General features: G+C 58.1%; 15 protein-coding genes and 1 pseudogene. 10 read left to right on the forward strand and 6 right to left on the reverse strand.

What is annotated here, in order from left to right; genetic code table 11:
* Positions 1 to 92: 92 nt before the first annotated feature.
* Together MUN84_RS03860 and MUN84_RS03865 are read right to left on the reverse strand one after the other, a co-directional pair.
* Positions 93 to 4,649, reverse strand: a complete 4,557-nt coding sequence (locus MUN84_RS03860; protein WP_244696728.1) for a C25 family cysteine peptidase — start codon at positions 4,647 to 4,649, stop codon at positions 93 to 95.
* A gap of 78 nt (positions 4,650 to 4,727) precedes the next feature.
* A complete protein-coding gene (locus MUN84_RS03865) occupies positions 4,728 to 5,825 on the reverse strand; it encodes a PorV/PorQ family protein (protein ID WP_244696729.1) in 1,098 nt (365 codons plus the stop codon).
* A gap of 349 nt (positions 5,826 to 6,174) precedes the next feature.
* On the opposite strand from MUN84_RS03865, the gene MUN84_RS03870 reads away from it, so the two are divergent.
* The 6 genes from MUN84_RS03870 to MUN84_RS03895 all read left to right on the forward strand — a co-directional run bounded on the left by MUN84_RS03870 (position 6,175) and on the right by MUN84_RS03895 (position 9,218).
* Positions 6,175 to 6,543, forward strand: coding sequence for a PadR family transcriptional regulator (locus tag MUN84_RS03870; RefSeq protein WP_244696730.1), 369 nt, complete (start codon positions 6,175 to 6,177; stop codon positions 6,541 to 6,543).
* Positions 6,544 to 6,594: 51 nt separating this feature from the next.
* Positions 6,595 to 6,792, forward strand: coding sequence for a hypothetical protein (locus MUN84_RS03875; RefSeq protein ID WP_244696731.1), 198 nt, complete (start codon positions 6,595 to 6,597; stop codon positions 6,790 to 6,792).
* Positions 6,789 to 7,058, forward strand: coding sequence for a hypothetical protein (locus MUN84_RS03880; RefSeq protein WP_244696732.1), 270 nt, complete (start codon positions 6,789 to 6,791; stop codon positions 7,056 to 7,058). The genes MUN84_RS03875 and MUN84_RS03880 overlap by 4 nt, the downstream gene beginning before the upstream one ends.
* 71 nt (positions 7,059 to 7,129) lie before the next feature.
* The gene (locus tag MUN84_RS03885) at positions 7,130 to 7,330 is read left to right on the forward strand and encodes a hypothetical protein (protein WP_244696733.1); all 201 of its coding nucleotides are present in this window, start codon (positions 7,130 to 7,132) and stop codon (positions 7,328 to 7,330) included.
* A gap of 20 nt (positions 7,331 to 7,350) precedes the next feature.
* Positions 7,351 to 7,698, forward strand: a complete 348-nt coding sequence (locus MUN84_RS03890) for a PspC domain-containing protein (protein ID WP_244696734.1) — start codon at positions 7,351 to 7,353, stop codon at positions 7,696 to 7,698.
* On the forward strand, positions 7,656 to 9,218 hold the full coding sequence (locus MUN84_RS03895; RefSeq protein ID WP_244696735.1) for a head GIN domain-containing protein: 1,563 nt from the start codon (positions 7,656 to 7,658) through the stop codon (positions 9,216 to 9,218). Before MUN84_RS03890 ends, MUN84_RS03895 begins: the two co-directional genes overlap by 43 nt.
* 495 nt (positions 9,219 to 9,713) lie before the next feature.
* Here the strand turns inward: MUN84_RS03895 and MUN84_RS03900 are convergent.
* The 3 genes and pseudogenes from MUN84_RS03900 to mce all read right to left on the reverse strand — a co-directional run bounded on the left by MUN84_RS03900 (position 9,714) and on the right by mce (position 12,349).
* Positions 9,714 to 11,128 (reverse strand): annotated as a pseudogene (locus MUN84_RS03900) (CCA tRNA nucleotidyltransferase).
* Positions 11,129 to 11,191: 63 nt separating this feature from the next.
* The gene (locus MUN84_RS03905; RefSeq protein ID WP_244696736.1) at positions 11,192 to 11,773 is read right to left on the reverse strand and encodes an L-threonylcarbamoyladenylate synthase; all 582 of its coding nucleotides are present in this window, start codon (positions 11,771 to 11,773) and stop codon (positions 11,192 to 11,194) included.
* Positions 11,774 to 11,944: 171 nt separating this feature from the next.
* The gene (gene mce / locus MUN84_RS03910) at positions 11,945 to 12,349 is read right to left on the reverse strand and encodes a methylmalonyl-CoA epimerase (protein WP_244698654.1); all 405 of its coding nucleotides are present in this window, start codon (positions 12,347 to 12,349) and stop codon (positions 11,945 to 11,947) included.
* 153 nt (positions 12,350 to 12,502) lie between these two features.
* Between mce and MUN84_RS03915 the strand changes: the two genes are divergently transcribed.
* The 4 genes from MUN84_RS03915 to MUN84_RS03930 all read left to right on the forward strand — a co-directional run bounded on the left by MUN84_RS03915 (position 12,503) and on the right by MUN84_RS03930 (position 15,135).
* On the forward strand, positions 12,503 to 13,717 hold the full coding sequence (locus MUN84_RS03915; protein ID WP_244696737.1) for an IscS subfamily cysteine desulfurase: 1,215 nt from the start codon (positions 12,503 to 12,505) through the stop codon (positions 13,715 to 13,717).
* Positions 13,718 to 13,796: 79 nt separating this feature from the next.
* Positions 13,797 to 14,213 (forward strand): Fe-S cluster assembly scaffold IscU, encoded by a 417-nt coding sequence (iscU, locus tag MUN84_RS03920; RefSeq protein ID WP_188558280.1) that lies wholly within the window; start codon positions 13,797 to 13,799, stop codon positions 14,211 to 14,213.
* Between the two features lie 92 nt (positions 14,214 to 14,305).
* Positions 14,306 to 14,716, forward strand: a complete 411-nt coding sequence (locus tag MUN84_RS03925) for a hypothetical protein (protein ID WP_244696738.1) — start codon at positions 14,306 to 14,308, stop codon at positions 14,714 to 14,716.
* 92 nt (positions 14,717 to 14,808) lie between these two features.
* Positions 14,809 to 15,135, forward strand: coding sequence for a HesB/IscA family protein (locus MUN84_RS03930; protein ID WP_244696739.1), 327 nt, complete (start codon positions 14,809 to 14,811; stop codon positions 15,133 to 15,135).
* Positions 15,136 to 15,249: 114 nt separating this feature from the next.
* Here MUN84_RS03930 and MUN84_RS03935 read toward each other — a convergent pair whose 3' ends face one another.
* Positions 15,250 to 15,519 carry a hypothetical protein gene (locus MUN84_RS03935; protein WP_244696740.1) on the reverse strand — a complete coding sequence of 90 codons (270 nt, stop codon included), beginning with the start codon at positions 15,517 to 15,519 and terminating at the stop codon, positions 15,250 to 15,252.
* Positions 15,520 to 15,540: the final 21 nt, after the last annotated feature.

The raw sequence follows: 15,540 nt of genomic DNA on the forward strand, positions 1-15,540 counted from the left end.
CCGACAGTATTTCTGCCGGGGCTTTTTACGTGGTGAGTTGAGGCCTTTGAAAGAACAACAACTCACCGAATTAGTAACTCGCTACATCACCGCTAGCGGAGCAGTACCAGCTTGCCCCAACCTTTCTTGAAGGCCTTATCGGCGCTGGTTTGCCGCTGCTTGAACTGGCCTTCGGGGTCGTCCAGGACCACCCGGTAGAGGTAGGTGCCATTGGCCAACCGGTCACCGTAGTCGTCGGTGCCGTCCCAGGCATACTCCGATACGTTGTTACCGATGCGTAAGGGTCCCAGGTCGGCCATCATGATTTCCTTAACTACCCGGCCCGTCAGGCTCACAATCTGAATTTTCATATTGCGCGGCACGGTGCTACCCGTGAGCGTGAACACAAACTTCGTTTTGCTGATTACGGGGTTCGGGTACGGGAAAACGTTAGTGATGCTCGTGTTGCTGATTACCTCGAACGTAATGCGGTAGGGCTCCGAGGCAGCTAAGTTACCCGAGCCGTCGCGGCCTTGTACTTCTAGCGTGTATACCCCATCAGGCAGAGGGGTAGCCTTGCCGGGCTGATACTCCAGCCGAGCCGTACCCTGGGCCGAGTCGGCCACGAAGGTGATGCCCGCCGCATTCAGATCAACCGGCACGGAGGCCGTAGCGTTAGGGCGGGTCAGCGTCACGATAAAGGCCGAACGGTCCTTCATAGGGCGCAGCCGGTCCGCGTCGCGCAGCTGAATGCTGATGATGGGTTGAGTCGAAACGATGTCACCGTTAAGCAGGTGGCGGCCATCGAAGGCTACGTCCAGCACCGGCGGCGTGTCCCGGTTTTCCACCTCGAAGCTCGGCAGCGGCAACTCGTTATTAAAGTAATACTGCTCGGGTTGGCGGCGGGGATTCAGGACCACCTGTCCGCTGAGCGTGCCCGTCAGACCTACAATGTTCAACTTTACCTCGTAGGTGCGCTGGGAGTGCGCCAACAGTGGGTTACCCCGGAACACCACGTTTTTCTGCACAATGTGGTTGGCGTTGTCGCGCACCAGAATGTAGGCTACCAGAGGGTCGGTGAAGTCGAAGTCAGCCACATTCTGGAAGCTTACCGGAATGGTCAGCGTGCCCGTGCGGGCCTGCTGAGCCAGCGTGGCAGCATCATAGGCCGCTGGCGTAGAGGCCAGCACCACATCCCGCCGAACCACGCCCTCAGGAATGCCCTGGTACGTTACCAGCCACTGCTCTAGCTGCGGAGCCGGACCGCTACCGGTTTGGCGCAACACCGCTTGCAGCTGCAGGTAAGGGTACTTCTGGGCCGAAATGCCGGTTAAGGCCAGTGTGCGGCTGGTAATGTTGGGGTTGAGTACCGTTACTACTCCCAGCGAGTCAACGCCCAGCAGCCGAAGCGTGTAGTTGCTGTTAGTGCTGGTTCGGATGGTGTGGAAGACTGATTGCCACTCCCGGGCCGGGCCGATGCGGGTAGAGGTTACGGTAGCTTCCTGCGTGCCAGCGTTGAAGCTCCACTGCCCACCGGGCACGGCTACCTCAATGCCACTGCGCTCGTCGCGGCGGAACTGGCCCGGGTGACTCTGCGACCAGCCGCCGTTGCGGCCGTTTATTACGCGGAAGGAGCTTACTACCCAATCCGGGCTTTCGTCGCCCTGCGGAGCGTGCAGGCGCAGGCGCCAGTACCACACCACACTGTCGCGGCCGGCGAAGCTAGGGAGGGTTTCGCTCCACTCCGGTACCATCACGGCGGCCACACGCTTGGTTTTCAACTGAGCGCTGTTGAAGGTCTGGACCGTGTCCAGTTCCATGTCGTACTCGCGGCTGGTCACGGTAAGTACGCTGCTTTGGCCTACTAGCCGCACCGACCGGCTACCCACAATCCCGAATTCGGGCGGGCTCAGCGCCGTTACGCCGCCCGTCAGGAAGGTATAGGTAAGTGTGCCTTGGTTGTTGGTCTCGTCCGATTCGTCAATTTTATTGGCGGGGTCAACTTCTACCAAGAATGTATTGAGGCCAGCAATACTACCCGTGCTGGGGTTGGTGATGCTGAGCGTGTAGGTGGTGTCGCGGCGGGCTTGGCGCAGGTTCTCGAACAGCAACACCTCGTTGGCCCGACCGTTGCCGTAGCTCCGGGTTACCCGAATATCGAGCGTGCCGGTGGCACTGCGGCCGGGGTTGCTGACCGTCACTTTCAAGTCAAAGCGGGCAGCCGTAATCGGGATGATGCTCGGCGAAACCTGTAACTGGCTATTAGCGGTCTGGAAGTCGGGCTTCAGGGGAGAAAACAGCTTGAGGGCCGGGTCGCCTTGCCAGACGGTATTCATCAGGCCGGCGATGCTGGAGGCGCTACCATTGGTTTGCAGGCGCCGCACGGCTTCCTGCTGCACCTCCGCCACGGGCTTGCCGTACCAGGTGGGGTCCGAGAACAGCAGCTTCACAATTTCGGTGTGCAGGGCGTCCAGGTCCGGGTCAAAGCCCAGGTCCGACTCACTTAGAAAGCCAACTACCCCTTTGTTCTCGGCCAGCATGTAGTCCTCACCGAAGGAGCCGTAGGAAGTAAACGCGTTGCCGGCCGAGCAGCCGCTGATGTACCACACCGGGTACTTGCCCTGGTTGGCGAAGCCATTAGCGGCATCATTAATTCGGGCAATCTGCCAGGCCAAGGTCTGGGGGCCACCGTGCCCGAAGTAAGAAATAAACGACAGACCCGCGTTGAAATCAGCGGCCAGGTTCAAAGGCGGGGTAGCGCCGGGAATCGTGCCCGGGTAATCGGCGCGGCGGTAGGTTTTGACCACGTTACCGGCAAACGGCGGGCGCCGCACGTAGGTGCCATACTTGTTGAGGTAGTTTTCAAAGACCACCGCCTCAGTAGCATTGATGCTGCCAACCATGTGCAGCACGTTGCGCCGCCAGGGGGCGTAGCCCAGGGCCTCGTGCTCCTTGAGCTTGTTGAGGTAGTTGAGTACGTGCTGGGGCGTCTGGGCGGCAATGCGCCCGGTGCTCATGCGCGGCCGGTAGTCGCCATTCTGCCAGTCGGCCGTGAAAAAGATATCCGAAATACCGCGGGTACTGGCCGGCACTAGGTTGCGCACCACAGCGGAGCTGCCGGTAAAGCCCAGACAGTCGCGGTAGTTTTCGGGGTCTCGGCGGAAGGAAACGCCACAGAACTCGCTTACCCCAATGCCTTTGCCCAGCAGCAGCAACGATTTAGCACGGGAGCTACCAGCCAGCATCCACTGGGCAAACTGCCGCACCGCCAGCGAGGACCGCTCCCCGTAGTGAAACTGGTCGTAAAGTAATTCCGATGTCACGACCAGCGTATCCCAGCCAGTGCTAGCCCGGTAGTTGGCATAGGCTCGCACGGGGTTGGCCGTGGTGCCGGCCTGGTGCATGAGCACCCGGCTGGTTACAATCAGGAAGTTGTGCGCGGCCGGCGAAATTGTACGGAAGTACACGCGCTGAGCTGGCCGGGGCACCAGGGCGCGGCTGGCGTCGGCCAGCAGCAGTTGCCGGGTCCGGGCCGTGGTAGCATCCGCGAATACGAAGCCCCGCTGGGTGGCAGCAGTGCCCGCCTGGCCTTCCACGCGCTGCACGGAGTAAGGGTCGGTGACGTCGTAGCCGCGCACCGTGGCCGGAATGGAGTCGAGCAGGTAGTACGCCGGCCCGCCGGTGAGAGTGGAGTCATTGGCAAAAAACAGCTGGGTCTGGCGCTGGGGCCAGCGGCTGTTCTGTGCATAGGTCAGGCGGGCGTAAGCCACCCGGGCTCGGTCACCGCGCACACTGTTGGAGGTGTTGCCCAGAAGCTGGGTTAGCTGCAGCTGCACCCGCCCGTTGGCGTTGCGATCCGAGGCCCGTAGCTCGTACGAGCCGCGGGCGTAGTCGAAGTTGGCGTAATTAAGCGTGCCCAGCACGCGGGTAGTGCCGTTGGCTTCCACCACGCTAACCTGGGTGCGGTGCTGGCCCATGGTTTTGCCCACCACCTGCAGCGTTACCCGCGGCACGGGCCCGCCGCTGGCCACGGCCCACACGGAGTCAAAGGCCACAACGAAAGGCTGAGTGGCAAACTCGTCGCTCAGGAAGTTTTCCCCCCGCTCCGACCAAGAGTTGTACACATTAGTCTCGTCGTTGATGGTATTGTAGGAGTTCGAGAATACGCGCAGGGGTTGCCGGATCCGGCGGGCGTGCGGCGTGGCCGTAGCAGTTGGGTTGGTTTGGGCCATGCGCCGGCCCTGGGCCGTGCTCGACCAGGTAATAAAGTAGGCGGCCGTGTCCGTGAACAGGCTATAGTACGGCTGAGGGTTGTCGTCGGCGTTCTTGAACATGCCTCGGTCGAGGGTGCCGTCATTTTTCTGGCCGAAGAACTCGATGAACGTGCTCTGGTCTAGGGTAGTCTGATTGCCACCTACGTGCACCGCTACCTCCCTACCCCGCCGCCATACTTGCAGGCGCTGCGGACTCACACCCGTAATGCCCGCCTGCTGCAAATATTGGTAATCGAGGCGGTAGAGCCCGTCGCGGGCTACTTTCACTTTGTAGTATTGCTGGCCCGGTACAATCCACTCGTTGCCATAAGGCCCGGATTGGGCGCGGGCTCCCGCCGCGCTAAGCACCAGGAGCAGGAACAAGAGCCACCATTGTTGCTGGTAAGCTTGCTTCATAGGAAAGACAATTAGTATTTCTCTGTAATTGGATAGGTTTCCAGGAGGCTACCTGGCAGGCTACTACCGGGAACTGCTTTATTTAATGCCGTAACCCAGCGAAACGATAATGGAAGTAGGCTGCGACTGTCGCCCCAGCTTTTCCACGGCCAGGCGCGAGAGGGCCATGTCCAGGCGCAGGCCGCTCAGGGCCAGTCCGACGCCTAAGCTCGGCTGCATCTTCCATTCTTCTTTACCAGTGAAGGATTGGACCTGCTGGATGTTACCCACGCCACCGCGCAGATACACCAACTGCTTGTAGCCCAGCTCCAGGCCGGCCCGCGGGTCCAGGCTCACGACTTTCGATGAAACGAGCGTATTGCGCTGCCCATCGGTGGTCAGCTCCAAGTCCACGGCGGCCGTGGCGGTAAATTCGTTCGGGAGCTTTACCGTGCGCCCTACCCCCAGCACAAACGTGGGCAGGGTGATTTCGGTGCTGTTTTTCGGAATGGCGTCCGTCTCAACGGCGTAGCCTTCGTACTCCTCCGAATTGATTGACCACGCATTGTAGGTAGTAGTGATATCGCGGGCCATGAGGGCCAGGCGCCAGTTGTTGCGCTGGTACTGAGCGCCGGCATCCAGGCCAAACCCAATGGCATTGGCGAAGCTGCCGATGTTGCGATACACCACCTTGGCATTGGCTCCCACCTGCAGGCCTTCTATATTCCCAATCTTGCGGGCGTACGTGAGCAGCAGGGCGTAATCGGCGACGGAGAAGTAGCGGATGTTGTCGTAGTTGATGTAGCCGTACTCATTGACCAGGGCCCGGGTGTCGGCAATGTCATCTACGCCCAACCGGATAAAGCTGGCCCCGATGGCGCTTTTATCGTCGAGGGCCATGGAAAAGGCCGCGTAGTCGTTTTTCACGATGCCCGAGAACAACTCGGAGTGCATGAGCACGGCATCGTACTTGGTTTTCTGGCTGGCCAGTCCGGCGGGGTTCCAGTAGCCGGCCGTGGCGTCATCGGCCAGACTGACCTGCACTTTACCCATACCCAGGGCCCGGCCCCCAACCCCAATGTTCAAAAATTCATTGCTGTATTTGGGCGTTTTGGTTTGGGCGAAAGCCGGGGCCAGGGCCCCCACGCTCAGCCCCAGGCCCAGCACCAGCGAAGTACAACGGAAAAAGTGCGGCATAGAGAAGTAAACCAGATAACAACTAGGGAAAGGTAACGCGGCAGCAACGCAAGATACTCATTAATAGTGCGAGCTGGATTGTACTTCTCGGTTAACGCTGGTTTCCAGCGGGTAAACATGCCGCCCGAAAACCTCAGCACCCTCACCTGAGCCTGGTTTGGCGCCTCCCCTACCCGTTGCCGGGGCAAGCTAACTTCGGTCAGTCACTTGCTGGTAACCGTTTCTCTCTTCCCTTCCAGCCAAATTTTCGGTTTGAAGTGCAACTAAAAATATTTTTACCCAGTACCTTGTGTTACATAGTACCTTTACATATCTTTGACTCATTCTTCACCGATATCTGCCTCAGCCCATGAAAGTCGAGAACACCCAAGTGCAGATGCGGAAGGGCATCCTGGAGTTCTGCATCCTGGAAATCATTGCCCGCGGGGAGGTTTATGCGTCTGACATGCTCGAAGAGCTTACCTCCGCCCGCATGATTGTGGTGGAAGGCACGCTCTACCCGCTGCTGACGCGCCTCAAAAACGCGGGCCTGCTGGACTACACCTGGAAAGAATCTACCAGTGGCCCTCCCCGCAAGTATTACACCCTCACCGAAGCCGGCCAGGAGTTTCTGCACCAGCTGCGCCTGACCTGGGAAGAAGTCCAGGACTCCATCCGCATCATTCGCCAGAAGCCCCACGCCAACGGCAGCGCCCTCCCCGCGGAGCCGTTGCTTTAACCAGCCTGCCCGCTCACCTTCCAGTTATTCTTGAATTGTTGCAGCACTGAGATGAAAAAGAATATCAGCATCAACCTTCAGGGCATGATCTTCCACATTGAGGAAGATGGCTACGACGTGCTCAGCCGCTACCTGGCGGAAGTGAAAGCCCACTTCAGCGGCTACCGGGGTCACGAGGAAATCGTGGCCGATATCGAAAGCCGCATCGCCGAGCTGTTCGCCGCCCGCCTCTCGGGCTTAAGCAGGTGATTACGCTGGAAGACGTGGAGGCCATGACCGCCAAAATGGGTCGCGTGAGCGACTTCCAGACTGCCGACGAGGCCGAGGACGACGAGGAAATCCTGGCCGAAGCCGTGGCTACGGGCTCGGCCCAGGGCACCTACACCGGCCCCCGTACTTCCGCCGGTTACTCGGCCGGTAGTAACACGGGCTCGTCTGCCACCGCCCCCGCGGAAGAGGCAGAGGGCACCAAACGCCTCTACCGCGACATGGCCAACCGCAAGGTGGCGGGGTAGCGGCCGGCTTAGCCCGGTACTTCGTCATCAATCCGCTCTGGATTCGGCTGGGCTTCCTGCTTCTGCTCATCGTGCTTCCAATTCTGTTTGATGACACGCTGATGGAAGAGTTTGGCGAGAAGCTGCCGGTAGTATCCGTCCTGACCTACATCATCCTCTGGGTGGTGCTGCCTACCCGCTTCGACGGCACGCCTACTAACGAGGACCCCGTGTTCAAAAAACTCTACCGCGACACGGATACGGGCAAAGTCGGGGCGTTTCCTCAGGGCTAGCGGCGTACTTCCGGGTAGATGTGGTCCTGATTCGGATTCTGTTCATTGTAGGGTTGTTTGCCGGCGGCTTCGCCTTGCCGCTCTACATCATCCTGTGGATTCTCTTGCCGGAGGCGAAAACCGCCTCCGACAAGCTCCGCATGCGCGGCGACGCGGTAACCCTGTCGGCCCTGGACAACAACCTGCGAAACAGCCCTTTTGAAGAAGGTGGCGCGCCCGTGAACAACCGGCCCGTCGGTACCTTTCTGGAGAACTTTTTCACCAATATCAGTCCGCTGATTAACTCTTTGGGCTCCATCATCCGGGTAGTAGCCGGGGTATTCTGGTGCTCACGGGCTTTGGGTGGCTGCTGGCCAGCACCATCATGATGGGTGTGGGTCTGGGCGTGATTTCGGCCTCTGACAACCTTGACTTCGGTCCGTTCCAGCCCTTTGTTCTCTTCAATGATATTTCGCCGCTGGCCGTCCTGAGCTTCTACCTGCTCACGGCCATTCCGGCCCTGGCCCTGCTGCTTTCGGGCCTGGGGCTGCTGCTGCGGCGCACCATCCTGAACCGTACCGCGTCGTTGAGCTTACTGGGCTTGTGGTTGCTAGGCGTGGTAGGCAGCTCGGTGGCGGGTACCCGCTTGGCTCGTGAGTTTCAGCGGCAGGAAGAAATCACCCAAACCGTACCGCTCAATGGCCTGACTCGTTCGTCGCTGGTGCTGGAACGCCGCCAGCTCGAGAATGACGAATGGGTAGACCTGGACATCGTGGGCATCGACAGCGGCCAGGTGCTCCGCCTGGAGCGCATCATCTCGGCCAAGGGCGCTACCGATTCGCTGGCCCGCCGTACGGCCGCCACCTCTACCCTGCACACGCTGCGGGTACTCAACGACTCGACCTTGAGCGTAGATGACCACTTCACGTACCAGCCCAACGCCCGCTACCGCGACCAGGAAATGCGCCTGCGCCTGCTGGTGCCCCAGGGCCGTACGTTCCGCATGACGGAGCAGTTTGCCGACTGGTTGAACGCCGAGGATTTCGTGAATGAGCAAGAGCCCTACCACCCCGAGAAGTTCTTGTTCCGGATGCAGGGCAACAAGGTAGCGTGCGTGAACTGCACGGAAGCCGACCTGCGCGGCGGCCCTAACAGTGAGCGGGAGGAAGGCGAGGACAATGACGACTACAACGAGGGCCGTGAAGACGCCGACATCAGCCTGAACTTCGGCGGCGTGGAATCCTTCAGCACCGATGAAAACTCCTACGGCTCAGAGCGGCAGCGCTTCGACGAAACAGATTTTGACCACCTGAGCGTTGTAGGTCCTTACCGGGTTGTAGTACGCCAGGGCAGCGGCTACAGTGTACGGGCGGCTGGCAGCGGCCGTGCCCTGCGCGACATCAAGATTGAGCGCGACGGTCAGGAGCTGACCATTAGCCCCCGCAACCGCGACTTGTTCGACTCTCGCCGCGGCTCCACGGAGGAAGTATTGCTGACCATTGAACTACCAGAACTCAATGAGCTAAGCTTGGTAGGTGGTACCCGGGCCCAGGTAAACGGCTTCAATTCCGGCAACTTGCGCGTGCAACAGGCCGGCGGCAGCCAGCTCCGCCTGCAGGGAGATTTGCAGGAACTGCGCATGGAACTAGCCGGCGGTTGCCAGGCCGCTCTGCAGGGCAGCGCCAACAACCTAGAGGTAGAAGGCACCGGCGCCTGCGAAGTAGCCGCCGCCGAGTTCACGGCTCAACGCGCCGATATTGATGCCATTGGAGCCAGCAAGGTGCGCGTACAGGTCACCCAAGAACTCGAAGCAAATGCCGTCGGCGCGAGCCTGATTGAGTATAGCGGCAAGCCCGGCACTGTGCGCCGCGAGGCCATTGGAGCCGCCACCATCCGGGCCGTTGACTAACTTATCTGTTCCCCAAGGCCGTAAATACTACGTGGTTAAGCCCCCGCCAGCGTTTTCCTGACCAGCTGTAACCCTCCTTAACTTACTCCGTTCTATACCTCGAAAATGCACATAATCAGCGTTGCCCCGATACTTTTCAGGCAACTAGGTGCCCACTCCTTACATCTACCGCCCTGCGCAACGCATACAAGGGTCTATCTTGAGTGAGTGAAAAGGTGAGACCCGAAGGAAGCCGTGACCTACCCCCTGCTGCAACAGGAAGGTCCGGCTTCCTTCACTTATTTCTTGGGTAGTGGTGAAAGTGTGAGTTGTCCTAGCGAGGGGCACGCCGCCGTTCTCCGCTCTCTTGTGACAAGCCTAGAACATGACAAACCCTTGCCGTTAATGCGAACGGCAAGGATTTGTCATGTTCTGAGGGGTAGCACGTTGGGCAGGACAGATGATGTCGCGCTGCTTGCCATGCCAGTACAGCAGGCTCACCTGTTTACCACCTCGCTACTTCACTGCTTCGAGACCTTTTTGTTGGCCTAGTGCTAAGAGGAAGGGGAAAGCCTCTTCGTACTCATTGCGGACTTTGCCGTCGAGAATGGCTTCCAGCACGGCTTCCTTCAGCTCGCCTACCTCCCGGGAAGGCCGCAGGCGGAAGGTTTCCATAATGATTTCGCCAGTGATGACGGGTTTGAAGTTGCGCAGGTGGTCCTTCTCTTCTACCTCTTTGAGCTTCTGCTCTACCACATCAAAGTTGCGCAGGTAGCGCGCCACGCGCTGGTGGTCCTTGCTGGTAATATCGGCCCGGCAGAGCAGCATCAGCCGGTCAATGTCGTCGCCGGCTTCAAACAGCAACCGGCGCACCGCCGAGTCCGTCACGATTTCTTTAACTAAAGCAATGGGCCGCAGGTGCAGGCGCACGAGCTTCTGCACCTGGCGCATTTCTTCGCCCAGGGGCAGTTTCAAGTCGGTGAAGATGCCAGGCACCCAGCGCGCGCCCTTGTCTTCGTGCCCGTGGAAGGTCCAGCCCACGCGCTTGTCGTAGCGTTTGGTGGCCGGCTTGGCAATGTCGTGCAGGATGGCCGCCCAGCGCAGCCATAGGTCGCCGCCGGCCGCCACTACATTATCCAGCACCTGCAGGGTATGGTAAAAATTGTCTTTATGCGCGTGCTGCCCCACTTTCTCAACCCCGTAGAGCTGGGCCATTTTCGGAAAGATTAGGTGCAAGAGGCCACACTGGAACAGCAGCTTAAAGCCATAGCTTGGCTTCGGAGCCATGATGATTTTGTTGAGCTCCGTGGTGATGCGCTCCTGCGAAATGATCTTGATGCGCTCCTTGTTACGAGCCAAGGCGTCGAACGTGTCAGGCTCAATATCGAAGTTCAACTGGGTAGCAAACCGAATGGCTCGCAGCATGCGCAACGGATCGTCGGAAAACGTTACGTCGGGGTCCAGGGGCGTGCGGATAAGCTTGCGCTGCAAGTCGCCCATGCCATCGTAGCGGTCCACCAAAGCCCCGAAGTCCGCTGGGTTTAGGCTGAGTCCGAGGGCGTTGATAGTGAAGTCGCGGCGGGCTAGGTCTTCCTCCAACGTGCCAGCTTCTACTTCCGGTTTCCGGCTGTCGGCCCGGTAGCTCTCCTTGCGGGCTCCGACGAATTCCACCTCAATTTCGGGGGTAGGCAACATGGCCGTCCCAAAGTTCTTGAACACTGTTACGCGCGGGCGGCCCGGCAGCTTGCGTCCTACGGTCTGGGCCAGTTCAATGCCGTCGCCCACGCACACCACATCTACGTCTTTACTTTCCCGGCCCAGGGCCAAATCCCGAACGTAGCCCCAATCACGTAGGCGGGGTAGCCTAGTTCGCCGGCGGCATCGGCAATGGTTTGAAACAACGGAAGAGCGGGTAAGTGCGGCTGGTTCATGCGAAAGTACGTTGAGCGGCAAAGGTACGGCCTCGGCTTTTGCAAGGCTCATTCCAGAGCAACCTAATCACGCAACACCTCTAACTCGCCGGCGGGCCCTACCCGCACTACCCGCGAGGGCGCGGCGCGGTTCTGGTCGTCTTGGCGCCAGTGCGCCACGTAGTCCACCTTGCGCACCAGGGCCGGGTCAATTTCGGCAAACACGGCAGGCGTGGCTTCGCCACTCCGGTTAGCCGAGGTAGAAACAACCCCGTGTCCCAGGCGCCGCACTATCTTCTGGCAAAATTCGTCCGCTTGCACCACCCGGAGCCCAATGGTGCCATCGGGAGCCAGTAGGTTCGGGGCTAAGTGGCGGCTGCCGGGCACCACGTACGTAGTAGGCCGCTGCTGGGTGGCCAGCAGTTCGGGCAGGTTTGGGGGCACTACGGCGGCGTACCGGGCAAACATTTCCGCGTCGGCCACCAGTACAATGCAGGCCTTTTCGGGCGGGCGGTTTTTCAGCTTATAGATCTGCTCCACCGCGCGGGGCAGTTCGGCGTCGCAGCCCAGGCCCCACACAGTATCCGTGGGGTAGAGAATCACCTGTTGCATCAGCAGCGCATCCACGGCGGCGTCTACCTCCTCACGAAAAAATTTAGTATTCATATGATTTGGGGTCTTAGGACCTTTGGGGCCTAAGGTCTTGGGAGTTTGATGGTTTGGCTTTTTGGTGATTTAAGATGTTAGGACCTTGGAGTTTCGGGCATGGAATGCAGAAGGCGTTTCAGCACCGCCGGAATATCATCCAAGACCCCAAGCTCCCAAGGCCTCAACACTCTATTGTATACTCTGGCACAGCTCCACGAGCACGCCACCCGCTGACTTAGGATGCACGAAACACACCAGCTTATTATCGGCACCGGGCTTGGGCTCCTCGTTCAGCAACACAAACCCTTCGGCCCGCAGCCGCGCCATTTCAGCCCGGATATCGTCTACCTCGAAAGCTACGTGGTGAATTCCCTCCGGCTTTTTGTCCAGGTAGCGCGTAATGGCACTCTCGGGCGAGGTGCCGGCTAGCAGCTCTATTTTCGAGCCGCCAACTTGAAAAAACACGGTATCCACGGCCTCAGAGGCTACATGTTCTCGCTTGTAGGGCGCCTGCCCCAGCAGGGTAGTGTACAGGGCCGTGGCCGCTTCTAGGTCTTTGACGGCAAGGCCGAGATGTTCGAGGTTGGTGAGCATGGGTTGGTCGAAAATGCGGGGTAGCCGCATAGCGCGGCTTCTTTGGATTTGTTCTACTTTTGCACTGCAAATGTGGGAAGAAAGTAAAACCTGTTCTGTGGTTTTTGTGTTCTACCTGCGAATGATTCTCCGCTGAAACCAGACCCCCGAGCCATGCTCAAGCTACCTATTTACCTCGACAACAACGCTACTACGCCCCTCGACCCGCGCGTCTTGGAGGCCATGATGCCGTACCTGACCGAGGTATTCGGCAACGCCGCTTCGCGCAACCACCCCTTCGGCTGGGCTGCCGAGGAGGCTGTGGATTACGCCCGCGAGCAAATTGCCAGCCTGATTAACTGTGACCCCAAAGAAATTATCTTCACTTCGGGCGCTACTGAATCCGACAACCTTGGTATTAAGGGCGTTTTCGAAATGTACTCGCAGAAGGGCAACCACATCATCACCGCCACCACGGAACACAAAGCCGTCCTCGATACCTGCAAGCATATTGAAAAGCTAGGCGGCCGCGTAACCTACCTGCCCGTTAACGCTGAAGGCCTGATCAGCCTGGAAGAGTTGGAAGCAGCCATGACGCCAGAAACCATTCTGGTGACCATCATGTACGGCAACAACGAAACCGGCACCATTCAGCCCATCCGCGAAATTGCCCAGATTGCCCATAAGCACGGCGCTCTGTTCATGACCGACGGCACCCAGGCAGTTGGCAAAGTTCCGGTGGATGTACTTGCTGACGGCATCGACCTGATGGCTTTCTCGGCCCACAAGATGTACGGCCCCAAAGGAGTGGGTGCGTTGTACGTACGCCGCAAAAACCCGCGCGTGAAGGTAACGGCCCAGATGGACGGTGGCGGCCACGAGCGCGGCATGCGTTCGGGCACCCTGAACGTACCCGGTATTGTGGGCCTAGGCAAAGCCTGCGAGCTGTGCAAGCAGGATATGGCCGCTGATACCGCTCGTTTGAGCGCCATGCGCGACCGGCTGGAGCAGGAGCTGCTGACTCTAGAGGAAAGCTACGTGAACGGTTCGCGTGAGCACCGCCTACCCCACGTAGCCAACATCTCCTTTAAATATGTAGAAGGCGAAGGCCTGATGATGGGCGTGAAAGACTTGGCTGTGTCTTCGGGCTCTGCCTGCACTTCAGCTTCGTTGGAGCCTTCCTATGTACTGAAGGCCCTGGGCCTGAGCGACGACCTGGCCCATAGCTCCCTGCGCTTTGGCCTGAGCCGCTTCACCACCGACGAGCAAATCGATTACGCCATCAACCACGTAAAAGAAGCCGTTACCAAACTCCGCGAAATGTCGCCCCTGTGGGAGATGTTCAAGGAAGGCATTGACCTCAACTCCATTGAGTGGGCTGAACACTAGAACTTTAGTTGCCTGTTAGCAGCAGGTGCTGCTAACAGGCAACTTACTCTAATAACTCTTAATTGAAGAAAATAAAGCCATGGCTTACTCCGATAAGGTAATCGACCATTACAGCAACCCGCGCAACGTAGGCACGCTGGATAAGAGCAAAAAGAACGTAGGTACTGGGTTGGTTGGTGCTCCCGAGTGCGGCGACGTAATGCGTCTGCAAATCGAGGTAGACGAAACTACCAATACCATCACCGACGCTAAGTTTAAGACTTTCGGCTGCGGTTCAGCCATTGCGTCGTCATCATTGGCTACCGAGTGGCTCAAGGGCAAAACGGTAGATGAGGCCTTAGCCATTGACAACATGGAGATTGTGGAAGAGCTGGCGTTGCCGCCCGTAAAAATTCACTGCTCCGTGCTGGCCGAAGACGCCATCAAATCAGCTATCAACGACTACCGCGTAAAGAACGGTTTGCCGGAGCTGGAGATGCCGAAGTCGCACCACTAAGTCCTCACTAGGACCAGAAGTGAGAGGTGAGAAGCAAGACTTGCAAATAGTCTGCTTCTCACCTCTCCTTTTTCGTATCTCACCTTTACGCCATGGACTTTTCTCCTACCAACGTGCACGTTGAGAGCGCCCGGATACAACGTCAGATAGAAGACTATCTGGGTTTGGGAGCAGGAAACTTGTTGTTTGAATTTCGGCAATTAGATGGGCAAACTCGCCTGGATTTGATTACCGTTAATCCGCGCCACCACCAAAGCTTCCTATTCCGGTATGAGGTGGGTTCCGATAAGTTGGAAGCCTTGCGCAAGATGCTGACGTACGTGCAGCGCTATCGGGACGAAGAAAGCTCCTACACCATCCAGTGGCGCACACGTGGCGACAAAGAGCTGCAAACCTCTTATTTCCGGGCTCACAACGTGTACGAAGCGTTAGATAAGCTCTATTATGGCCGCGACCTAACCACAATTACTGTATTCAGCGTAGTCCTGAATCCTAGTTCTTAGAATGTTTCTGAACAAGCGCCGTATCTTTGGTGTTCTCTATCTGACATTCACCTGGACGCCATTGCCTGCGGACCGGATTAGCTTTTTTACCCATGATTACCGTTTCTGACAAAGCCAAGGAGAAAGTTGAGAAGCTCATGCAAGATGCTGAACTGGATACTACCTATCGTCTGCGGGCTTCCGTGGCTGGCGGCGGCTGTTCCGGCCTAAGCTACAAGCTTGATTTCGACAATGAAGTCAAGCCCATGGACCAGGAGTTTGAGGACAAAGGCGTACGGGTAGTGGTTGACATGAAGAGCTTCCTGTACCTAGCCGGTACCCAGCTCGATTTCTCGGATGGGCTCAACGGCAAAGGCTTCTTTTTCGATAACCCTAACGCTTCCCGCACCTGTGGTTGTGGGGAGAGTTTTTCGGTGTAACGATACTAGTTGAGTACAATAAAAAAGCCCAGGTTAAAAACCTGGGCTTTTTTATTGTACTCCTACCCTATATGGTAAGAGTTATTTATTCACACGTATTCAGCAACGAAGAAACTATTGCTTTTCAGGCACTTCTTCTACTAGCTTATCGGCCTCCTTGTTCTGAACTACGGCCGTGTCACCGGCTTCGGGTGCCATGTCAGCTTGCACATTATCGGCAGCATTGCTAGTAGCATCGGCGGCCTGATCGGTAGCATTGCTAACATCAGAAGCGGCGCTATCAGCGGTAGCTTCCGCGTTTTTCTGGGTCTGTTCGGAGCAAGAAGATGCAGCGAAGGTGAGGAAGGCTGCTACGGCTAGAAATGATTTCAGGGAAGTTTTCATGGGAGGTGGAGTTTTGGTAAT

The sequence above is a fragment of the Hymenobacter sp. 5516J-16 genome (assembly GCF_022919335.1).
GTDB lineage: Bacteria > Bacteroidota > Bacteroidia > Cytophagales > Hymenobacteraceae > Hymenobacter > Hymenobacter sublimis.

Excerpts from the sequence above, each read along its gene's own strand:
- MUN84_RS03860 (WP_244696728.1), bottom strand. The coding sequence starts at position 4,649 with ATGAAGCAAGCTTACCAGCAACAATGGTGGCTCTTGTTCCTGCTCCTG.
- MUN84_RS03875 (WP_244696731.1), top strand. The coding sequence starts at position 6,595 with ATGAAAAAGAATATCAGCATCAACCTTCAGGGCATGATCTTCCACATT.
- mce (WP_244698654.1), bottom strand. The coding sequence starts at position 12,349 with ATGCTCACCAACCTCGAACATCTCGGCCTTGCCGTCAAAGACCTAGAA.
- MUN84_RS03870 (WP_244696730.1), top strand. The coding sequence starts at position 6,175 with ATGAAAGTCGAGAACACCCAAGTGCAGATGCGGAAGGGCATCCTGGAG.
- MUN84_RS03865 (WP_244696729.1), bottom strand. The coding sequence starts at position 5,825 with ATGCCGCACTTTTTCCGTTGTACTTCGCTGGTGCTGGGCCTGGGGCTG.
- MUN84_RS03905 (WP_244696736.1), bottom strand. The coding sequence starts at position 11,773 with ATGAATACTAAATTTTTTCGTGAGGAGGTAGACGCCGCCGTGGATGCG.
- MUN84_RS03935 (WP_244696740.1), bottom strand. The coding sequence starts at position 15,519 with ATGAAAACTTCCCTGAAATCATTTCTAGCCGTAGCAGCCTTCCTCACC.
- MUN84_RS03925 (WP_244696738.1), top strand. The coding sequence starts at position 14,306 with ATGGACTTTTCTCCTACCAACGTGCACGTTGAGAGCGCCCGGATACAA.
- iscU (WP_188558280.1), top strand. The coding sequence starts at position 13,797 with ATGGCTTACTCCGATAAGGTAATCGACCATTACAGCAACCCGCGCAAC.
- MUN84_RS03915 (WP_244696737.1), top strand. The coding sequence starts at position 12,503 with ATGCTCAAGCTACCTATTTACCTCGACAACAACGCTACTACGCCCCTC.
- MUN84_RS03930 (WP_244696739.1), top strand. The coding sequence starts at position 14,809 with ATGATTACCGTTTCTGACAAAGCCAAGGAGAAAGTTGAGAAGCTCATG.